The following is a 20,059-nucleotide window of genomic DNA, read 5'->3' as shown; positions in this document are numbered from 1 at the left end:
TGCGCGCGGACCCGCTGTGGCGTGCTGCTCAGACGTGGACGGTCAGGCCGACCTTCTGGAATTCCTTGAGGTCGCTGTAGCCTGCCTTCGCCATCGACCGGCGCAGCGCACCCACCAGATTGAGTTCACCGAAGGGATCCTGCGATGGGCCGTTCAGCACGCGTGCCAGGCTGGGGCGATTCTCGTCGGTCGCGACCTGCAACAGTGCCCCGCGCGGCGTGTCCGGGTGGGCCGCGGCCGACGGCCAATACCACCCGCGGCCGGGTGCCTCGGCCGCGGCCGCCAACGGCGTACCGAGCACCGCCGCATCGGCACCGCAGGCGATGGCCTTGGCGAGGTCTCCGGAGGTGTGGATGTCGCCGTCGGCGATCACGTGCACATACCGGCCGCCGGTCTCGTCGAGATACTCGCGGCGCGCGGCGGCCGCGTCGGCGATCGCGGTGGCCATCGGCACACCGATACCGAGGACCTCACCGGTCGTGGTGGCGCCCGCCGCGGACCCGTACCCGACGATGACGCCGGCCGCGCCGGTGCGCATCAGGTGCAGCGCGGTCCGGTGGTCGTGCACACCACCGGCGATCACCGGGATGTCCAGTTCGGCGATGAAGGTCTTCAGGTTCAGCGGCTCGCGAACCGCTCCGTCGCTCGGATCCGCTTGGGCCACATGCTCGGCGGAGATGATGGTGCCGTGGACGACGAGGATCTCGACCCCCGCCTGCAACAGCGCCGGCGTCAATTCCGGCGCGTGTTGAGGGCTGACCCGAACGGCTGTCGTCACCCCGGCCTCGCGCACCGTCGCGACCGCCGCACCGAGCAGATCGGGATCGAGCGGCGCGGCATGGAGTTGCTGCAGCAGCCGAACCGCGGCGAACGGGTCGGCGTTGCCGGTGGCCGCTGCGACCAGTTCGTCGAGCTTGGCGTCGACGTCACGGTGCCGGGCCCACAGTCCCTCCCCGTTGATCACCCCGAGTGCACCGAGGCGGCCCAGTTCGACGGCGGCCGACGGCGACACCAGGGCGTCGGTGGGATGACTCAGGATCGGTGAGTCGAAGCGGTAGGCGTCGATCTGCCATGCGGTCGACACGTCTTTGGACGACCGGGTCCGTCGCGACGGGACGATACTGATGTCATCGAGTTCGAACGTCCGTCGGGCCGTCCGTCCCATGCCGATGTCGACGAGGTCACGCACCGTTGCGCCTTTCTGCTACGCGTTTCAGGTCGCGGTTCACCCCGCAGAGACCGGGGCAGAACGCGCTTCAGCGGGAATAGTAGTTGGGCGCTTCGGTGGTGAGGGTGATGTCGTGCGGGTGCGATTCCTTCAGGCCGGCCGCGGTGATCTGGACGAACCGGGCGTCATGCAGATCGGTGATGCTCGACGACCCGGTGTAGCCCATCGCGGCGCGCAGCCCACCGACGAGCTGATGGATCACCTGCCCGAGCGGCCCGCGGAACGGAACCCGCCCCTCGATGCCCTCGGGTACGAGCTTCTCCTCGGCGAGCACGTCGTCCTGGAAGTAGCGGTCCTTGGAATAGGACTTGGCCTGGCCGCGCCCCTGCATCGCCCCGAGCGAACCCATCCCCCGGTAGCTCTTGAACTGCTTGCCGTTCACCAGGATCAGCTCACCCGGCGCCTCGGCCGTACCGGCCAGCAGCGAGCCGAGCATCGCGGTGGACGCTCCGGCGGCCAACGCCTTGGCGATATCGCCCGAGTACTGCAGACCGCCATCGGCGATGACCGGCACGTCGTGCTGCTTGCAGACGGCCACCGCTTCGAGGATCGCGGTGATCTGTGGCGCGCCGACACCGGCGACGACCCGGGTGGTGCAGATCGAGCCCGGTCCCACACCGACCTTCACGGCGTCGGCGCCGGCCTCGACGAGGGCCAGCGCCGCCTCGCGCGTCGCGACGTTGCCACCGACGACCTGCACGCGGTCACCGACCTCGGCCTTGAGCTTGGCCACCATGTCGAGAACGAGACGGTTGTGGGCGTGCGCGGTGTCCACGATGATCACGTCGGCCCCCGCATCGGCCAGCGCCATCGCGCGATCCCACTGCGGGTCACCGGTTCCGACCGCGGCACCGACGAGCAGACGGCCGTCGGCGTCCTTCGTCGCCAGCGGGTGCTGCTCGGTCTTGACGAAGTCCTTCACCGTGATCAGCCCGGTGAGCTTGCCGTTGCCGTCGACGATCGGCAACTTCTCCACCTTGTTGCGGCGCAGCAGACCGAGCGCCGCCTCGGCGGAGACGCCCTCCTGCGCGGTGATCAGCGGGGCCTTGGTCATCACCTCGGCCACCGGGCGGGATTGATCGACCTCGAAACGCATGTCGCGGTTGGTGATGATGCCGACGAGTTCACCTGCGTCGTCGACCACCGGCAGGCCCGAGATCCGATACCGCGCACACATCGCGTCGACGTCGGCGAGCGTGTGCGTGGGAGAGCACGTGACCGGGTCGGTGACCATGCCGGCCTCCGAGCGCTTCACCGTCTCCACCTGACCGGCCTGATCCTCGATCGACAGGTTGCGGTGCAACACGCCCATGCCACCGGCACGTGCCATCGCGATGGCCATCCGGGCCTCGGTCACCGTGTCCATCGCCGAACTCACCAGCGGGACCTTGAGGGTGATGTCCTTGGTCACCCGCGACGAGGTGTCCACATTGCTCGGGATGACGTCGGAGGCCGAGGGCAGCAACAGGACGTCGTCGAAGGTGAGGCCGAGCATCGCGACCTTGCCGGGGTCGTCTCCACCGGTGCGCACTGCAGTCATTGCACCATGGTATCGGCACCACCGGCGTGTCCGGGCTCACCCTGCGCCGAGCCATCGTGCGAAACACCGAACCGGGTCGATCGACCTGTGGACGCCTCACTCCACCCGGGTCCGATCATCGGTTACCGTGGTGTTGTGCGTGACCATCTTCCACCCGGACTGCCGCCCGATCCGTTCGCCGACGACCCCAGCGACCCGGCGTCGGCACTGGACTCGGTGGAACCCGGCGTCCCCCTCGACGAGAACGAGCGGGTCGCCGTCGAAGAGGATCTCGCCGATCTCGCGGTCTACGAGGCGCTGTTGGCGCACCGCGGTGTCCGCGGCCTGGTGGTGGTCTGCGAGGACTGCCACGAGGATCATTACCACGACTGGGACATGCTCCGCGCCAACCTGCTGCAACTACTCATCGACGGCACCGTCCGGCCCCACGAACCGGCGGTCGATCCGCGCCCGGAATCCTACGTCACCTGGGACTATTGCCGCGGCTACGCAGACGCGCGTGGCCACATGGACGACGACCGCTGAGACTTGGTGGCCCTGTCCACTTAGGCGCGTCAACCCGGCAGCGCGGCCTACACCCCGTCAATCGGTGACCGGCCTCAGCCGCCGATCGCCACCGAGCGACTCATCACGTCTGTCCCCGTCACCAGAAGAACCATGGCGTCGTCGTCGTGGTGGTCGTGGTGGTGCTCGGGGGTCGCGTCGACGTCGGCGGGTTCTCGGGGGCGGCCGTCGGCGTGGGTGTCGTGGTCGTCGGAGTCGGCGGTTGCTCGGGCTGTGTGGTGTCGGGCTGACCGGTCGGGCTGTCCGGTGCCGACGTGGCCGGCGGGTTACCCGAACTCGGCACCGTGACGGTCACCGAACTGCTGCCACTCTGGCGATCGAGGTCTCGCGGTGGCGTGCTGGGACCGGCCGATCCACCTGCGCTGCTCGATCCGCCCGGAACCGCGGCCGACGATGCCGACGACAGGGCCGAGTCGGTGTCGGCGCGCAGTCGCTGCATCCACTCGTTCATCCGGTTGCGGGTGTCGTCGTCACGGACCGGGCCCATCTGCTTCTCGGCCTTCGTGATCAACGCGGCCGCCTGGTCGGCATCACCGGCGGCCATCGCGGCCTCGGCCTTCTCCAGATCTGATTGGATGTCCATCGCCGCCTGGGTTTCGCTGGCCGCCTCGGCGAAGACCACCTTCTTGACTCCCCAGAGCGGGTCCCCCGGCGAGGAGCCCTCGGCCAGCACGGTGAGACCCGCACAGGCGATGACGACGACCGCGGCCACCCCGGATGCGATGCGCAAATGCCGGATGACACCACGGCCACGCTCGGCACGCTCGGATGCGGCGATGGCGGACTCGACCTCGTCGACAGTGGGCAGCTCCGGCGGCGGCTCGGCGATGACCTCGTGACGCCAGCCCGACAACAGCTCGGCGAGTTCGTACTCCGCCTGATCCCGCGTCGGCACGGGTCGGTCCTGGGCCAGCGATTCGATGAACTGGTCGTCGATGTGGACCGAGGTCATGTCGATGGGTTCGTTCACATCCCACCGTTGGTCGGCAGGCTCACGCTCGTCGTTCATCGACCTCACCCGCCTTCCTCAGCTCGGTCCGCAACTTGGCCAATGCGCGGTGTTGGGCGACCCGCACGGCGCCGGGGGTGCTGTCGATCGCGTCCGCGGTCTCCTCGGCCGACAGCCCGACCACCAACCGCAGGACGAGGACCTCACGTTGCTTGTCCGGCAGGATGTTCAGCAGCGACCGCATTCTGCGGCTCGCGTCGGAGTCCAGCGCCAACTGTTCGGGACCACCGACGAACGACACCGTCTCGGGAAGCGTCTCGACCGGATCGGACTTGACCCGCCCGGCCACTCGCATGGCATCGGCCACCTTGTGTGCGGCAATGCCGTACACAAAGGCCATGAACGGCCTGCCCTGGTCCTGGTACCGGGGCAGCGCGGTCATCACTGCCATCAACGCCTCCTGCGCGATATCGTCGGCGGAGAACAGATGACGTTCTCCGACTCCAATCCGCCCTCGGCAGTAGCGCAGGATCGGATCCTGCACACTTTCGAGAACCGACGTGAGCGCTGTTCGATCGCCCTGCCCTGCGGCGCGGACGGCCTCGTCCAGCTCAACACCCGTCAGTTTCATCGTCAGTTGGGATCCCTGTGTTACATGTGTGTGGTGGTGTTGCCCGTGCGCTGTGTACCCACGTCACCTTAGCGATTGCCAGGTGGTGTCGAGTCACCCACCGGCCGTCCGTCCGTCTGTGAACGGCACACCGTGACCCGTCAGTAACCTGCGCGCGCGAAGGAGGGCTGCGGACACGTCGTGATCGGCGGGATCGAGGCCATGCCGCAATGCCAGTGCGGCCCATTCCAGGGGGAGCAGTCCGCCCGCGCGGGCGTCGTCGGTGACTTTCGCCGCAGCCCGGGCCGCCACCTGCGACTGCCCCGCCGCCGCATGCGCCGCCGCCGCGACGAGCTCCGTCTTGACCCGATGCCGACGTGGTGTATCGGCGATCGCACACAGATGCAGCCCGCGCTCGGCATGCTCGAGCGCGGCGGCAGCGTCATCCGAGTACATGGCGAGCTCGGCACTGACCCACTCGATGCGCAGCCGCGGACGCCGCCCGGCCGGCCAGCCGGCGTCGTCGACGTCCACGACGCTGCGTGCGCGTGCCAGCAGGCGACGCGTGGCATCGAGGTGCAGCTGTCCCAGGTGATCGGCGGCCAGACCGACGATGGCATCGAGCACCGCCGCCCGGTGGGTCACCCGCCGGGCCGCTGTGCTCGATGGCGGGGTTGGGCTCACCACGAGCAGGGCACGCCCGTCGATGGCCGCGGCGTCACGATGCCTGCCCGCCTGCCGCAGGAGCGAGGCCCGCGTCGACAGCGCCAAGGACTCCAGCGCCGGCGCGCCGAATCGGCGACCCGAGCGCGCCACCTCTTCCAGGATCGCGAATGCGCCGGCAGTGTGACCTATACCTCCCTGCTCGACGGCCTCACGCCACATCGCATGGATCGCCTGGACGTCGGCGCATTCCCCCATTTCACACCCTGTTTTTGTGATCCGACATTCGTTTCGGTCGAGTGTAACCTGTTCTAGTTTGCATGAAATTAACCTGGTGTCATAAACATTAATTCGACTTCCAGATCACGCCCGAATAGTCGCTGAGTTTCGTCGGTGTTACTCAACAGTTGTCCTGTCACGTCGTCGTCACTCGGTTCACAACGCCATCGAACACCTTCGAGGACAACAAAAACAGCAGGTCAATGCCCGCGGGGACGGCACTCTACCGGGGTCGATCACACACACCCCATCGGTATGGTAGTCGCCGACGCATAGTCAACGCAGCGTTAACAATTCTGGAAATTTCACCATCGTTGACCCCTTATTTGGCGGGATTGACTGCATTTCTGCTGCTTGCCTACTGTGTGTTTGCGCCGATCAAACGAGTGCCACTCGCAGACAAGGAGTCGCTGTCATGCCTCAGCCGAATCACCTCCCTGGTCCGAATGCCGATATCTGGGACTGGCAAATGCAGGGCCTGTGCCGCGGTGTGGACTCATCGATGTTCTTCCACCCGGACGGCGAGCGCGGGCGCGCCCGCGCTCAGCGTGAGCGCCGCGCGAAGGAGATGTGCCACCAGTGCCCGGTGATCGCGCAGTGCCGCGAACACGCACTCGCGGTGGCCGAACCCTATGGCATCTGGGGCGGCCTCTCGGAGTCCGAGCGCAGCATGCTGATGAAGCGGGGCGTCGGCCGCCGCATCGCGAGCTGACCACGCTCCTCGGTTTTCCTGGTCCAACGCCGATGGGGGCATCGATCTGCTGATCGATGCCCCCATCAGTGCATTCAGGGCCCGGCGACACCGCCGGTCTCACCGCATCAGTGTGCGTGTCCGTGTCCGTGCGCGTCTGCCGCACCCTCGTCCGGCTGATCGGTGATGGCGGTCTCGGTGGTGAGCACCATGCGAGCCACCGAGGCGGCGTTGACGACAGCCGAGCGGGTCACCTTGACCGGGTCGATGATGCCGTCGACGAGCAGATCGCCGTACTCGAGCGTCGCGGCGTTGAAACCGATCCCCGCATCCGAGTCGGCCACCCGGGTGGCGACGACCGAGCCGTCGACACCGGCGTTCGACGCGATCCAGAACAGCGGGGCCCGAGCCGCGTCGCGGACGACCCGCACGCCGAGTGCCTCGTCGTCGGTCAGGTCTGCGGCCAGGTCGTCGAGCACCTTGGCGGCCTGCAGGATGGCGGTACCGCCACCGGCGATGATGCCCTCCTCGACGGCTGCCTTGGCGGCCGCAACCGCGTCCTCGACGCGATGCTTGCGCTCCTTGAGCGCGGTCTCGGTGGCCGCACCCACCCGGATCACCGCAACGCCGCCGGCCAGCTTGGCCAGTCGCTCGGCGAGCTTCTCGCGATCCCAGTCGGAGTCGCTGCGCTCGATCTCGCGGCGCAGCTGCTCGGAACGCTGCGCGATCTCCTCCGAGGTGCCGGCACCCTCGACCAGGGTCGTCGTGTCCTTGGTGACCACCGCGCGACGCACCGAACCGAGCAGTTCGAGGCCGGCGTCGGACAGGCTGACGCCGATGTCCGAGGAGATGACGGTTCCGCCGGTGACCACAGCCAGGTCCTCCAGGAACGCCTTGCGGCGATCACCGAAGAACGGCGCCTTCACGGCGACGGCCTTGATGGTCTTGCGGATCGAGTTGACGACCAGGGTCGACAGCGGCTCGCCTTCGACGTCCTCGGCGATGATCAGCAGCGACTTGCCGTCGGCGGCGACCTTCTCCAGCAGCGGAAGGAACTCCGGCAGCGAGCTGATCTTGTCGCGGTAGAGCAGCACGAGCGCGTCTTCGAGGACGGCCTCCTGGCTGTCGGCGTCGGTCACGAAGTACGGCGACAGGTAGCCCTTGTCGAACTGGACGCCTTCGGTCACGTCGAGATCGGTGGACAGACCCGATCCCTCTTCGACGGTGACGACGCCGTCGGCGCCGACCCGCGTCATGGCCTTGGCAACCATCTCGCCGACCTCGCCGTCGCGCGAGGAGACGGTGGCGACCTGGGAGATGGCCTTCTCGCCGTCGACCGGCGTGGAGAGCCGGACCAGTTCGGCGCTGATCGCGTCGGCGGCCTTGCCGATGCCGGCACCGAGCGCTATCGGGTTGGCACCGGCGGCCACGTTGCGCAGCCCGGCGGTCACCATCGCCTGGGCCAGCACCGTCGCGGTGGTGGTGCCGTCACCGGCGACGTCGTTGGTCTTGGTGGCCACCGACTTCACCAGCTGGGCACCGAGGTTCTCGAAGGGATCCTCGAGGTCCACGTCACGGGCGATGGTGACACCGTCATTGGTGACGTTGGGTCCGCCGAACGCCTTGGCCAGCACCACGTGCCGGCCGCGCGGACCGAGGGTGACCTTGACCGTGTCGGCCAGTTGGTTGATGCCGCGTTCGAGTGCGCGGCGCGCTACATCGTCGAATTCAATCTGTTTGGGCATGGATTTCTTTCTCGCTTACCGATATCGCGGGAGAAATGGCTCCGCCCCGGCGCCCGACGAGGGCACCGGGGCGGGAGACTCACGGGGAATGCTCGTGGGTCTTACTTGCCGATGACGGCCAGCACGTCGCGCGCCGAGAGGATCAGGTACTCCTCGCCGGCGTACTTGATCTCGGTGCCCCCGTACTTGCTGTAGATGACGGTGTCGCCTTCCTTGACGTCGACGGGGACGCGGTTACCCTGCTCGGTGACCCGGCCCTCGCCCACGGCGATGACGGTGCCTTCCTGCGGCTTCTCCTTGGCGGTGTCCGGGATGACCAGACCGGACGCGGTGGTCGTCTCTGCCTCCACGGCCTGCACCAGGATCTTGTCCTCAAGCGGCTTGATGTTCACGCTCGCCACGATGTGGTTCCTCAACTTTCGTACTGAGTTGTTGAACGATGAATCGAATTGCACGTTCATGGCCCTGGGCCGAAACCCCGCCGTCGCGGGTGTACGAGGCTTCATCACAGTGCCACTAGCACTCTATACACGAGAGTGCCAGCACTCAAGGGCGGAGGCTGCGAAAGTCGGATCTGATCGCTCAGAGCTGACTGACCTGCACCGACATCCCGGGGTCGGTGGCCACGGTCAGCGGTGAGGGCTCGGCCCCACCACCGATCACGTGTGCACCGAGGGTGGCGATCATGACGCCGTTGTCGGTACACAGGCGCGGCCGGGGCACGCGCAGCGTGATCCCGGCGGCCGCACAGCGCTCCTGGGCCATCGACCGGATGCGGGAGTTCGCGGTGGCGCCACCGCCGAGGACGAGGGTGTCGACGTCGAGATCGGTGCACGCCCGGACCGCCTTCATCGTCAACACGTCGGCGACCGCCTCCTGAAACGATGCGGCGACGTCCGGGATCGACACCGCGACCCCCTGCCGCTCGCACTTCTCCACATGGCGGGCGACGGCGGTCTTCAGCCCGCTGAACGAGAAGTCATGACGCGCGTCGCGCGGTCCGGTCATCCCGCGCGGAAACGCGATGGCCTGCGCATCTCCCTCGGCGGCCGCCCGGTCGAGTGCGGGTCCGCCGGGAAATCCCAGATCGAGTAGTCGGGCGACCTTGTCGAAGGCCTCACCGGCCGCGTCGTCGACCGTGGTGCCCAGTTCGGTGATGGGGCGGGCGAGGTCGGTGACGTGCAGCAGGTGGGTGTGCCCACCCGAGACCAGCAGCGCCACACATTCGGGCATCGGCCCGTGTTCGAGGGTGTCCACCGCGACGTGCCCGCCGAGATGATTCATCGCGAACAACGGAACGTCCCAGGCGAGCGCATACGCCTTGGCCGCGGCCACCCCGACCAGCAGTGCCCCGGCCAGCCCCGGGCCGATGGTCACCGCAATCGCGTCCGGCCGGTCGATGTCGGCGGCTGCGCGGGCCCGTTGCATCGTCGGGACGATCGCCTCCAGGTGGGCCCGCGACGCGATCTCGGGGACCACGCCGCCGAACCGTGCGTGTTCGTCGACACTGGAGGCCACCTCGTCGGCCAGCAGGGTCGCGGTTGAGCGCCCGCCGTCACCGATGTTGTCCGGTTCCCACCGGACGATGCCGACACCGGTCTCGTCGCAGGAGCTCTCGATACCCATCACGATCATGGCGTCTCCCCCGGCTGCTGCGGCGTGGTCGCCGGTCGGATCATGGTGTACGCGTCGGCGCCGGACGGCTGGTAGTAGTTTCGGCGAACCCCCGAGCGGACGAACCCGTTGCGTTCGTAGAGCGCGATCGCGGTGTCGTTGTCGGTACGCACCTCCAGGTACACCGGGGCACCGCAGTCGTCGGCCACGGCGAGCAATGCCGCGAGCAGCGCACGACCGTATCCGCGGCCGCGATGGGTCGGCGCGACCGCGATGGTGTGGATCTCACATTCGAGGTCGCCGGTCGATCCGAGCGTGGAGATGCCCGCATAGCCCACGACCGGTCCACCCGGTTGTTCACGTGCGGCGACGTAGGTGTTGTACGGGGCGTTCAACTCGGCGCGGAAAGCCGTGACCGGCCAGGGGGAGTCGTCGGCGAACATCACTATCTCCAACGCCGCGCACCGCGGGATGTCCGAGTGCTCGAGGGCGTCGACGATCAGTTCCGAGGTCGTCACCGGGCCACCTCCTGATGCTGTGGACCGGCGGGGCGGCGGCGCTTGGGTTCCACCGCGTCCGGACGACGCAGGTAGAGGGGCACCAGCGCTGCCGACGGCGCGCCGTCACGAAGATCGGCGTGCGCGGCCGTCACCAGGCCGGCGACGGTCGGCACGGACGCGGTGCCCACCGGTCGGTCGAAGAGGTCGGTATGTGCGGGCGAACCGACCACCACGTCGATCGGCACGTCGGTGAGGTCGGCGACCACGTCGCCGGGTGCGCCCACCGCCGGCCCCGCGGTGCGTGCCCCTTTGTCGTATGTGGCCCAGTAGATCTCACGTCGTCGGGCGTCGGTGACCACCAACAGCGACGACGCGGCAACGGCAACCGAACGCTCCTGGGCCGCGATCGCATCCAGCGAACACACCCCGTACACCGGGAGACCCAGCGCATCACCGAACGCCGCCGCGGTGGCCATCCCGACCCGCAGCCCCGTGAACGGGCCCGGACCGCAACCGACCACCACCGCATCGAGGTCGCCGCGCGTCACGGCGGCCGCCTGCAGGCCCTCCTCGATGAGGCTGGTGAGAACCTCGGCATGGCGCCGACCGTCGGTCACCCGCTGTTCGGCGAGAACCTCCGGGACACCATCGGCGGCATGCACCGCCGCGACGCCGGCGACGACCGCGTCGGTCGAGGTGTCGATCGCGAGAACATCCATCAGAGCTCCACCCATTCCCATGCGGCGCTGCGCAGCTCGGACTCCGGTTCGCGGCGCAGACGCACCCGGAGATGACGCTCCGCCAGATGTTCGGCCACCCCCTCGCCCCATTCGACCACCACCACCGAATCCGCCAGATCGGTGTCGAGGTCGAGGGCGTCGAGTTCGTCCAGACCGCCGAGCCGGTAGGCGTCGACGTGGATCATCCCCGGCCGCCCCGGCAATGCGGACCGGTGTTCGCGGGCGATGATGAATGTCGGCGACGACACCCGCCCGGTCACCCCGAGCCCGTCGGCGATGCCCCGGGTCATCGCCGTCTTGCCGGCCCCCAGCGGACCGTCCAGGATCACCAGATCGCCGGCCTGCAATTGCGCCGCGAGTTCGCGACCGAGCGCCTCGGTGTCGTCGACCTCGGGGAGTGTCCGCGAGCCGGCGGTGGCCGGTCGGGTCGATTCGCTCATCGCGCCACCAACTTCCGCCACCACCGGCGATGCGGTTGACCGGCCGCGACCCGGGCACGATCCACCAGATCGGCGATCGCCTCGGTGACCTCCTCCGGCCGCTCCATGGGCACCATGTGTCCGGCCCCGTCCACGACGACGAGCCGGGAATCGGCACCCAGCTCGGAGTACATACGCACCGAACGTGGCAGCGGGGTGAGACGATCCTGGTTGCCGCACACCACCACCGAGGGAACCTGCGCCAGGATCGGCAACGCCGTGGTCTCGTCGTGGTCCTCCAGGGTGTGCAAGAAGTCCACGAGCGTCTCGATCGGGGTGTTCTGGATCATCTTCTCCACCGCACGTCCGGCGTTGGGACTGTAGAAGTCCGTGCCGAAGCTCGCGGCCACCAGCACCGGCTCGAGCGCCTGCCGGGTGATACCCCGCCCCGCCCGGACCAGCGCGGGGACGTGACGCACCGACAACCGGAAGGCGTCGACGAGCGGATTGTGCAGGCCCTCCCCGAGTCCTGCCTCGGCGATCCCGCGCGCCGCGGTCGCGACCAGCGCCACCCCGGTCACCCGGCCCTGCGGCCCGAACAGTGCCGGGTCGCGGCGCGCCAGTCCCATCAGCGACATACCGCCCATCGAATGTCCCACCAGCACAAGGGGTCCGTCCGGTGCCACCGATCGGATCACCGCGGCGGTGTCGTCGGCGAGCTGGGAGATGGTGCAGGTGTCCGACGGCGCCGGATCGCTGCGCCCGTGGCCCCGATGATCGAAGAACACCATCCGGACCGTCCGCTGTGACCACCACGCCTCGAGTGCGTAACGCTGGAAATGCCAACTCGCCATGCGCAGGCTGAAGCCGTGCACGAACACGACGGTGAGGTCGGGTTCGACCGACGGGTCACGGCCACCCGGGCCGGTGACCACCGTCCGCACCGCCAGGGACACCCCGTCGTCGGCGGTCACCGTTGTCGCGTCATCGTCGTAGATCGTGGTGAAATCCACGCCGGCGAACGGATCCACCCGGCCGGTCGAACGCCGGCGCGCCGCGTTGCGGGCCACCCCACTGGCTGCGACCGCACCGATCGCACCGACGCCGGTGACCCCGGCGAGCCATCCGAACCGCTCGGATCTACCCATCGACATCACCCACATAGCGGCGCGCTGCGCGTGACCCGATGCCACTGACGATCTCGTAGTCGATGGTGCCGATCGCGTCGGCCCAGTCGCGGGCGGTCGGCCCACCGGCACGTCCGGTACCGAACAGCTCGGCCCGGTCTCCCTCCCGGACCCCACCGCCGTCCGGGCCGAGGTCGATCACCAACTGATCCATGCAGATCCGTCCGATCCCGGGGAAGAGTCGGCCGTTGATCGCCACCGTGAACCGACCGGACAGCAGACGCGGGACCCCGTCCGCATAGCCCGCCGGCAGCACCGCGATCATCGTGTCGCCGCCGGCCACGAAGGTGTGACCATAGGAAACGCCCTGCCCGGCAGCGAGCTTCTTGATCAGCGCCACCTGCGCGGTCAGCGTCATCGCCGGGACCAGCCCGAAGTCACCACGTTCGGGGACCGGGGTACGGCCGTAGAGGGCGATGCCGGGACGCACCAGGTCGCGGGCGAGGTCCGGCCGGGTCAGTGCCGCAGGCGAGTTCGCGATATGCGTCACCTCGGGTCCGGCACCCAGACGACGCAGATCGGCCGTGGCGTCGTCGAGGCGTTGCGCCTGTTCGGAGTTGAGTGGATGCTCCGGCTCGTCACCGCGGGCCAGGTGGCACATGATCGCCCGCACCGTCACCGATCCTGCGGCACGCGCCTTGGCGAGCGACTCGCTGAAATCCGGCCATTCGTCGGCGGCCACCCCACTGCGATTGAGTCCGGTGTCGACCTTGACCGTCACGGTGGCCGGCTGCGACCGGCGTTCGGCGGCCGCCACCACGGAGTCGAGTTGGCGCGTCGAGGACACCGCGATGTCGATGTCTGCCGCGATCGCGGCCTCGAAGTCGGCGTCAGGTGCGTGCAGCCACGCGGTGAGATGGGCATCGATCCCCGCGCGGCGGAGGCTGAGTGCCTCGGTGATGTGCGCCACCCCGAGTTCGGCGGCGCCGGCCGCGAGCGCGGCCCGGGCGACCGGGACGGCCCCATGCCCGTAGGCATCGGCCTTCACCACTGCCAGCACATCGGCGCCCGCAGCAGTGCGTAGGACGTCGATGTTGTGGGCGATCGCACCGAGATCGATGGTGGCGGTCAGGGCGTCAATGGTCATCGCGACCATTCTCCCAGACCGGCGCGAGTGCTTTCACCTGCGCCTCGCCGGTTTCGGTGGCATCGATCACGGCCGACGGTGGCGCGAGAGGCGCGTTGCCGCGCGGTGCGCGAAAGCGGGATCGTACGTGTGTCACGACGCGTCGACGCCACGCAGTTCCCGGATCGCCGGTCGCACCGCGGCCAGCAGATCGCTCGCACCGATCGGCGCACCACGGGCGGCGAGCACTGCGGCATGTGCATGTGCCCGGGCTGCGGCGGCACCGGCGAGTTGTGGCGAGAGCCCAGCGGCGAGCAGCGAACCGGCCATCCCGGACAGCACGTCGCCGGCGCCGGCCGTCGATGCCCACGATGCCCCGGCGTCATTGCCGAGGACAGCGCCGGTGGGATCGGCGATCAGCGTGATCCGCCCCTTGAGCAGTACGGTCACCTGCCAGCGGTGGGCCAGTTCGCGGACGGCCGTGAGCCGGTCGGGCCCGACCTCGGACCCGGCCAGCCGGGCGAACTCGCCGGCGTGCGGCGTGAGCAGCGTCGGCGCGGCGCGGTCGGCCACGAGGTCCGGGTGCGCGGCCACCATGGTGAGGCCGTCGGCGTCGACGAGGACCGGGAGATCGGTGGCCAGGATGTCGCGTAGCAGGGCCAGCGCGTCGTCGTCGGTGCCCATACCGGGGCCGACCGCCCAGGCCTGCACCCGTCCGGCGTCGGCATGGGTGTGGACGGCGACCACCTCGGGGTGGTGCGAGACGACCTCCTCGGCGGCCGATCCGATGAACCGGGTCATCCCGGAGGTCGCGGCCACCGCGGCACCGGAGGCGAGGATCGCGGCCCCGGGATACCGGGCCGATCCCGCGATCACCCCGACCACCCCCTGGCTGTACTTGTCATCGGCCGGCCCGGGAACCGGCCACATCCGGCCGACCTCGGCATCGGTGAGCGTCCACAACGTGTCCGCCTCGGCGGCGCCCGTCGTGTCGATACCGATGTCGACGAGCCGAACCCGGCCACACTGCGGCGCGGCCAGCAGATGAACGTTGCGGCGCACACCGAATGTGACGGTGATGTCGGCGCGGACCGCCGGATCGTGCACCTCACCGGTGTCGGCGTCCACGCCGGACGGCAGATCGACCGCGACGATGATCGGGCCGCCGTCCTCGGGCGGGGTGAGCGCCCCGAACACCGCGGCCGCCGCCGGACGCAAGGGCCCACGACCCCCGATGCCGACGACTCCGTCGATCACCACATCGAGTGCGTCGGGCAGGTCGCCGACGACGTGTCCGCCCGCACGCCGGAACCCCTCGAGCCCGCCGGCGTGGGCCTTCTCCGGCGCCAGCAGCAGTGCCACACACGCGACACCGCGTCGGGCGAGCACCGCGCCCGCGTACAACGCGTCGCCGCCGTTGTCGCCGGCTCCCACGACGATGCCGACCCGACGTCCATAGCAGCCACCGGTGCGGCGCAACTCCTCGATCACCACGGACGCCACACCCCGCGACGCGCGACGCATCAACGTACCGTTGGCCAGCAGATCACCGGCCGCGTGCTCGGCGGCACGGACGGCGTCGGCGGTGAGGTGGCGGATCGGCATCGGTGGTGTGCTCCTCCTGCGGGCCCGGACTATTCGACGGTGACCGACTTGGCCAGGTTGCGGGGTTTGTCGACGTCGTAGCCGCGGGCCTGCGCCACAGTGGCCGCGAACACCTGCAACGGCACCGTGGACACCAGCGGCTGCAGCAGTGTCGGTGTCTTGGGGATCGGGATGAAGTGGTCGGCGACCACCATGGCGGCGGTGTCGTCGCGTTCGGCGATCACGATGGTGCGGGCACCGCGCGCCTGGATCTCGCGGATGTTGCTGACCATCTTGGAATGCAGCACCGCCCGGCCGTCGGCCGACGGCATCACGATGATGACCGGCAACCCGTCCTCGATCAGCGCGATCGGTCCGTGCTTGAGCTCACCCGCCGCGAAACCCTCGGCGTGCATGTAGGCGAGTTCCTTGAGCTTGAGGGCGCCTTCGAGTGCCACCGGGTATCCGACATGGCGACCGATGAACAGGACCGTGTCGTGGTCGGCGAGCGAGCGCGCGAGCTGCTGGACCGGTTCCATCGTCTCGAGGACCTCGGTCACCGCCCCGGCCATCGCCTCCATCGCCGCGAACTCCCGCGAGACCTCGTCGGCGTACTTGGTGCCCCGCGCCTGTGCCAGGGCGAGACCCACCAGATAGGCGGCGACGATCTGCGCCAGGAAGCACTTGGTGGAGGCCACCCCGATCTCCGGCCCTGCGTGGGTGTAGAGCACTGCGTCGGACTCGCGGGGAATCTGGGCGCCGTTGGTGTTGCAGATCGCCAACACCCGCGCCTTCTGATCCTTCGCGTGGCGGACGGCTTCGAGTGTGTCGGCGGTCTCGCCCGACTGGGAGATGGCCACCACCAGCGTCGAGCGGTCCAGCACGGGGTCGCGGTAACGGAATTCGCTGGCCAGCTCCACCTCGACCGGCAAACGGGTCCAGTGCTCGATCGCGTACTTCGCGAGCAGACCCGCGTGGTAAGCGGTGCCGCAGGCCACGACGAAGACCTTGTCGATGTCGCGCAGGTCATCGTCGGTGAGGCGTTGTTCGTCGAGGACGATACGACCACCGTCGAGGTGGCCGAGCAGGGTGTCGGCCAGCGCGGCCGGTTGCTCGGCGATCTCCTTGAGCATGAAGAAGTCGTAGCCGCTCTTCTCGGCAGCGGCGAGATCCCAGTCGATGTGGAAGGGCTTCCCGGCGCGCGGGTCGCCGTCGAAGTCGGTGATCCGGTACTCCTCGGCGGTGATCACCACGACCTCGTCCTGGCCGAGTTCGACCGCGTCCCGAGTGTGTTCGATGAACGCCGTGACATCGGAGCTGACGAACATCTCCCCCTCGCCCACACCGACCACCAGCGGGGTGGAACGGCGAGCGGCGACGATGGTGTCCGGGTGGTCGGAATGCGTGAACACCAGCGTGAACGCGCCTTCGAGGCGCCGCAGCGCGGCATACGCGCTCGACACGAAGTCACCGGCGGTGGGGCCGGTGGCGTAGAAGCTCTCGACGAGATGGACGGCGGTCTCGGTGTCGGTCTCGGACGAGAATTCGATGCCGTCGGCCTCGAGTTCGTCGCGCAGGGTGGCGTAGTTCTCGATGATGCCGTTGTGCACCACGGCGAGCCGCCCGTCGGTACTCACATGCGGGTGCGCATTGCGATCTGTGGGCTTGCCGTGCGTGGCCCACCGGGTGTGTCCCATCCCGGTGGTGCCACCCAAATTCTGCGGCCCCACAGTGGCGATCTGTTTGTCCAGGTTCTCCAGGCGACCGGCCCTCTTCTCGACCGCCGTACCGCCCTTGCCGTCGAGGATGGCCACTCCGGCCGAGTCGTATCCGCGATACTCCATCCGCCGCAGCGCCTCGACCACGATGCCGAGCGCATCCCGCTGGCCGACGTATCCGACGATTCCACACATAGTCAGTCAGCGTACCTGTGAATTCAACGCTTCTTGAGCCGCCGCTTCCGTGGCTTGGCACCGAACAGGTGTGACACGGCGTCGACGGCCTGCACAGGCGGGTCCGTGAGGTCGACGGCACTCAACTTGCCCAGCGTCCCGGTCGCCTCGGCGAATCCGGCGAACCCCTTCTCGCCGGCCACGCTGTACAGCAGATATCCGGTGCATGCCGAGCGGATCAGGGCATGCAACGCACGGTCGGAACCGTTCATCCCCACCAGGGATTTGATGGTGCGGCGCTCGAGTAGGTCGCGTGGGTTGCCCCGAGCCACGGTGCGCAAGACCACATCCCCGCCGTAGGCCTGCGCCAGCGGAAGGGCATTTCCGTCCATGGTGTCGAGTTCGCCCGCACCGGCGATGATCAGCCCCGGCGCGCGCACCAGGGCTGCGGCGGGCAGCAACGCCGACGTGGTGGGCGACGGGAACATCGCGACGACCGCCGCGACCTTCGGAGCCGCATGACCGCGCAACGGCTGATCGGCGGCGGCCAGCACCGCCGCCGACGCGCCGAATCCGTGGCCGACCAGTCCGAGGCGGTCGGGGTCGACGGTGACCGTGCCATACCCGAGGGGTACATGGGCGACGATGTCGAGGGCGGCCCGCAGATCGCCGGCCAAACCGACGTCGGAGGCGAAGAAGCCGCTGTTTGCGTCGGGCGCAACCGTGACGAAGCCCCAGGACGCGAAGTGGTACAGCAGATCCCGGTAGCGCCGGCTGTCCGCCATCCAGGTGTGTCCCATGGCGATGGCGGGTAACCGCTGCCCGCTCTCCGGCGCGAACACCTGCCCCCGCATCCCGGCGATCCCGAGGTCGCCGCGCAGCACCCGGTAGGGGCCGCGGCGGCCCAATTCCGACATCACCTTGCCCGGCGACCCCTTCGGTAGGGGACGAGGCGAACGTGACGCTGACCTGGACGGTACTGGTTTGGTTGCCGGCACACCGACAGCCTATTCGTCCGACACGGTCTCGTCCCGGACCGGGGTGTGGGGGCTGGACTCGGCCCGGTCGGCGGGCAGCAGTATCCGGGGTGTGGCGACCTCGGCGACCTCGGCCTCGCGGTGCAGTTCCCCGCGAAGTCGCTCCCCGGGTGTCGCGACGGCCGCACGGTGTTCGGCGAGCTCGGCCACCAGGCCGCGCTGGGTGGCGGAGAACTCATTGGACGCGGCAACGACGCGAGCCGTGGCCCGCCGCGCGATCGCGTCGATCTGATCGGCCAGATTCATCGCAGTGGTCCGGTGTCGGTCATTGCTCCCCTGCCAGTGCGAGCTCGCCGCCCGACGACGATGCCGGCGGCCGGGATTCAGGCGCCGACGACGCCGGATCCCGTGATTCGGGGCCGGACGGCCGAGGGTGTGGCGTCGCCGGATGCGTCGCCGCCTCCTCGGTTGTCGCCCGGGGCGACTCGACCGACCACGGTGAGGTCGCGGGCGCGGGATCGGCCGGGGCCGCCGAGCCGGGCGACTGCTGTTCGTCCTGGTCAGCGGACTCCCCCGGCGACGGCTGCAACCGCAACGGCACGTCGGCGTCGCGGTCTGGGATATCGCGGTCTGGGATATCGCGGTCTGGCGGATCGTGCTGCCGGGTCGCGGACGAGTCGGTCGATTCGCGGCCGCCGTACGACTCGTCGGAGCCCACCACAGCATCGGGACCCCGCGACGGAGCCGGACCGCCCGAACCGGTGGCGGGGATCGTCTCCGCGGTGTGCCGGCCGACCACCGTCGGGGCCGAGCCCGTGACGTCCCCCGGGTATGGTTCGACCTCCACGTCGGCGGTCGCACGATCGAGGTGTTCGAGGATCGCATCGATCCCGGAGATCGTCGCCTCCGCCGTGGTGAAGTACAGGGTGGCACGCGAGACGATGTCGTCGACGACCATGTCGAGTCGTATCCGACCGCTCGCGATGGCGCCCGGCACGTCGACGATCGGCACCCCCGCGACCAGTGGCACCGCCAGCCGCGCGACCGTGAGATACCAGGTGCGCAGCAGTTGATCGATGCCGGCGGCGGCAGCTGTGGTCGCCTCGGTCAGCGTCCGCAGGACGTGCAGGTCGGCTTCCGCCCGCCGCTGATGTTCGATCACCGCGATCACCGCGCGCGAACCGGTCTCACCGGTCCATCCTCGGCCGATCCGGACCTGCTGCTCGGGAAGTCGGTGAAGTCGCTCGGCGACCGCTCGGTGCGCGGCGGACAATCGCCGCCCATCTGCGGCGAGCAACGCCGGGTCCACCCCGCCTACCTGGCGGAATGGACGGTGGACGTCATCGGGGTCGGCCACCGCGGCCCCCAGTCCGGTGGCCAGCGCCAACAGCTCACCGAGATGTTCGAGGCCGCTGACGGCATGATCGCGCAGAGCGGGCAACGAATCGGGTGACCGCGTCATCGGTCACCTCGTCCGGCGAACCGGTCGCCGGTTGCGCCGTCGGCGATCTCTTGGTCGGCCAGCACCAACGCCGTCATGGCCTGGTGCAGGGCCCCGGCCAGGCGGTCGGCGGCGCGCGCCTGCTCGTCGAGTCGCCCCGAGATGATCCGCCCCATCTCGCGGTAGCGCTCGCCGAGGTCGTGGTAATCCTCACCCACCGCCCACGCACCGAGATCATGGCCACGCAGGTCGGATGCGGTCCCACCCACCACATCGGCCGCGGACCGATAGAACGCGATCACGCCACTGATCTCGTCGACGTCGACTGATGTCTGCGCATCGAACATCCCGACCCCCTCGCATCGTGTTC

The 20,059-nt window shown here is 69.0% G+C and carries 21 protein-coding genes; 2 read left to right on the top strand and 19 right to left on the bottom strand.

From position 1 onward, the window contains the following. Positions 1-28 precede the first annotated feature (28 nt). Both NWF22_RS18855 and guaB read right to left on the bottom strand, forming a co-directional pair. A complete protein-coding gene (locus NWF22_RS18855) occupies positions 29-1,189 on the bottom strand; it encodes a GuaB3 family IMP dehydrogenase-related protein (RefSeq protein WP_160903198.1) in 1,161 nt (386 codons plus the stop codon). Between the two features lie 67 nt (positions 1,190-1,256). Continuing rightward, positions 1,257-2,768, bottom strand: a complete 1,512-nt coding sequence (gene guaB, locus NWF22_RS18850) for an IMP dehydrogenase (protein ID WP_160903197.1) — start codon at positions 2,766-2,768, stop codon at positions 1,257-1,259. Between the two features lie 135 nt (positions 2,769-2,903). On the opposite strand from guaB, the gene NWF22_RS18845 reads away from it, so the two are divergent. Then, positions 2,904-3,293, top strand: a complete 390-nt coding sequence (locus NWF22_RS18845; RefSeq protein WP_160903196.1) for a DUF5319 domain-containing protein — start codon at positions 2,904-2,906, stop codon at positions 3,291-3,293. 118 nt (positions 3,294-3,411) lie between these two features. Here the strand turns inward: NWF22_RS18845 and NWF22_RS18840 are convergent, their stop codons facing one another. The 3 genes from NWF22_RS18840 to NWF22_RS18830 all read right to left on the bottom strand — a co-directional run bounded on the left by NWF22_RS18840 (position 3,412) and on the right by NWF22_RS18830 (position 5,812). Beyond that, positions 3,412-4,341 (bottom strand): anti-sigma-D factor RsdA, encoded by a 930-nt coding sequence (locus NWF22_RS18840; protein WP_202398773.1) that lies wholly within the window; start codon positions 4,339-4,341, stop codon positions 3,412-3,414. Then, positions 4,325-4,912 carry an RNA polymerase sigma factor ShbA gene (shbA, locus tag NWF22_RS18835; protein ID WP_160903195.1) on the bottom strand — a complete coding sequence of 196 codons (588 nt, stop codon included), beginning with the start codon at positions 4,910-4,912 and terminating at the stop codon, positions 4,325-4,327. The genes NWF22_RS18840 and shbA overlap by 17 nt, the downstream gene beginning before the upstream one ends. Positions 4,913-5,005: 93 nt before the next feature. After that, a complete protein-coding gene (locus NWF22_RS18830) occupies positions 5,006-5,812 on the bottom strand; it encodes a hypothetical protein (RefSeq protein WP_160903194.1) in 807 nt (268 codons plus the stop codon). A gap of 436 nt (positions 5,813-6,248) precedes the next feature. On the opposite strand from NWF22_RS18830, the gene NWF22_RS18825 reads away from it, so the two are divergent. Continuing rightward, positions 6,249-6,545: a WhiB family transcriptional regulator gene (locus tag NWF22_RS18825; protein ID WP_129911804.1), complete on the top strand. Its 297-nt coding sequence runs from the start codon at positions 6,249-6,251 to the stop codon at positions 6,543-6,545. Positions 6,546-6,652: 107 nt separating this feature from the next. Here NWF22_RS18825 and groL read toward each other — a convergent pair whose 3' ends face one another. From groL to NWF22_RS18755, 14 genes are all read right to left on the bottom strand, one after another. Then, positions 6,653-8,269, bottom strand: coding sequence for a chaperonin GroEL (groL, locus tag NWF22_RS18820; RefSeq protein ID WP_160903193.1), 1,617 nt, complete (start codon positions 8,267-8,269; stop codon positions 6,653-6,655). A 101-nt stretch (positions 8,270-8,370) separates the two neighbouring features. Continuing rightward, positions 8,371-8,670 carry a co-chaperone GroES gene (gene groES / locus NWF22_RS18815; RefSeq protein ID WP_006334733.1) on the bottom strand — a complete coding sequence of 100 codons (300 nt, stop codon included), beginning with the start codon at positions 8,668-8,670 and terminating at the stop codon, positions 8,371-8,373. Between the two features lie 181 nt (positions 8,671-8,851). Further along, complete coding sequence (gene tsaD, locus NWF22_RS18810; protein ID WP_160903192.1) at positions 8,852-9,904, bottom strand: tRNA (adenosine(37)-N6)-threonylcarbamoyltransferase complex transferase subunit TsaD; 1,053 nt, start codon at positions 9,902-9,904, stop codon at positions 8,852-8,854. Continuing rightward, positions 9,901-10,401: a ribosomal protein S18-alanine N-acetyltransferase gene (rimI, locus tag NWF22_RS18805; RefSeq protein WP_160903191.1), complete on the bottom strand. Its 501-nt coding sequence runs from the start codon at positions 10,399-10,401 to the stop codon at positions 9,901-9,903. The genes tsaD and rimI overlap by 4 nt, the downstream gene beginning before the upstream one ends. Next, positions 10,398-11,102 (bottom strand): tRNA (adenosine(37)-N6)-threonylcarbamoyltransferase complex dimerization subunit type 1 TsaB, encoded by a 705-nt coding sequence (gene tsaB, locus NWF22_RS18800; protein WP_160903190.1) that lies wholly within the window; start codon positions 11,100-11,102, stop codon positions 10,398-10,400. Before tsaB ends, rimI begins: the two co-directional genes overlap by 4 nt. Further along, positions 11,102-11,563, bottom strand: a complete 462-nt coding sequence (tsaE, locus tag NWF22_RS18795) for a tRNA (adenosine(37)-N6)-threonylcarbamoyltransferase complex ATPase subunit type 1 TsaE (RefSeq protein ID WP_160903189.1) — start codon at positions 11,561-11,563, stop codon at positions 11,102-11,104. Before tsaE ends, tsaB begins: the two co-directional genes overlap by 1 nt. Beyond that, positions 11,560-12,690 carry an alpha/beta fold hydrolase gene (locus NWF22_RS18790; RefSeq protein ID WP_160903188.1) on the bottom strand — a complete coding sequence of 377 codons (1,131 nt, stop codon included), beginning with the start codon at positions 12,688-12,690 and terminating at the stop codon, positions 11,560-11,562. The genes tsaE and NWF22_RS18790 overlap by 4 nt, the downstream gene beginning before the upstream one ends. Beyond that, positions 12,683-13,816 carry an alanine racemase gene (alr, locus tag NWF22_RS18785; RefSeq protein ID WP_160903187.1) on the bottom strand — a complete coding sequence of 378 codons (1,134 nt, stop codon included), beginning with the start codon at positions 13,814-13,816 and terminating at the stop codon, positions 12,683-12,685. Before alr ends, NWF22_RS18790 begins: the two co-directional genes overlap by 8 nt. A 132-nt stretch (positions 13,817-13,948) precedes the next feature. Then, positions 13,949-15,400 carry an NAD(P)H-hydrate dehydratase gene (locus NWF22_RS18780; RefSeq protein ID WP_160903186.1) on the bottom strand — a complete coding sequence of 484 codons (1,452 nt, stop codon included), beginning with the start codon at positions 15,398-15,400 and terminating at the stop codon, positions 13,949-13,951. Positions 15,401-15,429: 29 nt separating this feature from the next. Next, the gene (gene glmS, locus NWF22_RS18775; RefSeq protein WP_160903185.1) at positions 15,430-17,292 is read right to left on the bottom strand and encodes a glutamine--fructose-6-phosphate transaminase (isomerizing); all 1,863 of its coding nucleotides are present in this window, start codon (positions 17,290-17,292) and stop codon (positions 15,430-15,432) included. A gap of 23 nt (positions 17,293-17,315) precedes the next feature. Beyond that, a complete protein-coding gene (locus NWF22_RS18770; RefSeq protein WP_160903184.1) occupies positions 17,316-18,188 on the bottom strand; it encodes a dienelactone hydrolase family protein in 873 nt (290 codons plus the stop codon). Between the two features lie 90 nt (positions 18,189-18,278). Then, positions 18,279-18,554, bottom strand: coding sequence for a hypothetical protein (locus tag NWF22_RS18765; RefSeq protein WP_160903183.1), 276 nt, complete (start codon positions 18,552-18,554; stop codon positions 18,279-18,281). A gap of 19 nt (positions 18,555-18,573) precedes the next feature. Continuing rightward, positions 18,574-19,710, bottom strand: coding sequence for a hypothetical protein (locus NWF22_RS18760; protein WP_160903182.1), 1,137 nt, complete (start codon positions 19,708-19,710; stop codon positions 18,574-18,576). Then, positions 19,707-20,036, bottom strand: a complete 330-nt coding sequence (locus NWF22_RS18755; RefSeq protein ID WP_160903181.1) for a hypothetical protein — start codon at positions 20,034-20,036, stop codon at positions 19,707-19,709. Before NWF22_RS18755 ends, NWF22_RS18760 begins: the two co-directional genes overlap by 4 nt. Positions 20,037-20,059: the final 23 nt, after the last annotated feature.

Source organism: Gordonia mangrovi (genome assembly GCF_024734075.1).
GTDB classification, from domain to species: domain Bacteria; phylum Actinomycetota; class Actinomycetes; order Mycobacteriales; family Mycobacteriaceae; genus Gordonia; species Gordonia mangrovi.
This window is presented reverse-complemented; position numbering and strand designations above follow the sequence as displayed.

Excerpts from the sequence above, each read along its gene's own strand:
- NWF22_RS18825 (WP_129911804.1), top strand. The coding sequence starts at position 6,249 with ATGCCTCAGCCGAATCACCTCCCTGGTCCGAATGCCGATATCTGGGAC.
- glmS (WP_160903185.1), bottom strand. The coding sequence starts at position 17,292 with ATGTGTGGAATCGTCGGATACGTCGGCCAGCGGGATGCGCTCGGCATC.
- NWF22_RS18765 (WP_160903183.1), bottom strand. The coding sequence starts at position 18,554 with ATGAATCTGGCCGATCAGATCGACGCGATCGCGCGGCGGGCCACGGCT.
- NWF22_RS18780 (WP_160903186.1), bottom strand. The coding sequence starts at position 15,400 with ATGCCGATCCGCCACCTCACCGCCGACGCCGTCCGTGCCGCCGAGCAC.
- shbA (WP_160903195.1), bottom strand. The coding sequence starts at position 4,912 with ATGAAACTGACGGGTGTTGAGCTGGACGAGGCCGTCCGCGCCGCAGGG.
- tsaD (WP_160903192.1), bottom strand. The coding sequence starts at position 9,904 with ATGATCGTGATGGGTATCGAGAGCTCCTGCGACGAGACCGGTGTCGGC.
- guaB (WP_160903197.1), bottom strand. The coding sequence starts at position 2,768 with ATGACTGCAGTGCGCACCGGTGGAGACGACCCCGGCAAGGTCGCGATG.
- groL (WP_160903193.1), bottom strand. The coding sequence starts at position 8,269 with ATGCCCAAACAGATTGAATTCGACGATGTAGCGCGCCGCGCACTCGAA.
- tsaE (WP_160903189.1), bottom strand. The coding sequence starts at position 11,563 with ATGAGCGAATCGACCCGACCGGCCACCGCCGGCTCGCGGACACTCCCC.
- NWF22_RS18840 (WP_202398773.1), bottom strand. The coding sequence starts at position 4,341 with ATGAACGACGAGCGTGAGCCTGCCGACCAACGGTGGGATGTGAACGAA.
- alr (WP_160903187.1), bottom strand. The coding sequence starts at position 13,816 with ATGACCATTGACGCCCTGACCGCCACCATCGATCTCGGTGCGATCGCC.
- NWF22_RS18770 (WP_160903184.1), bottom strand. The coding sequence starts at position 18,188 with ATGTCGGAATTGGGCCGCCGCGGCCCCTACCGGGTGCTGCGCGGCGAC.
- tsaB (WP_160903190.1), bottom strand. The coding sequence starts at position 11,102 with ATGGATGTTCTCGCGATCGACACCTCGACCGACGCGGTCGTCGCCGGC.
- NWF22_RS18760 (WP_160903182.1), bottom strand. The coding sequence starts at position 19,710 with ATGACGCGGTCACCCGATTCGTTGCCCGCTCTGCGCGATCATGCCGTC.
- NWF22_RS18830 (WP_160903194.1), bottom strand. The coding sequence starts at position 5,812 with ATGGGGGAATGCGCCGACGTCCAGGCGATCCATGCGATGTGGCGTGAG.
- NWF22_RS18755 (WP_160903181.1), bottom strand. The coding sequence starts at position 20,036 with ATGTTCGATGCGCAGACATCAGTCGACGTCGACGAGATCAGTGGCGTG.
- NWF22_RS18790 (WP_160903188.1), bottom strand. The coding sequence starts at position 12,690 with ATGGGTAGATCCGAGCGGTTCGGATGGCTCGCCGGGGTCACCGGCGTC.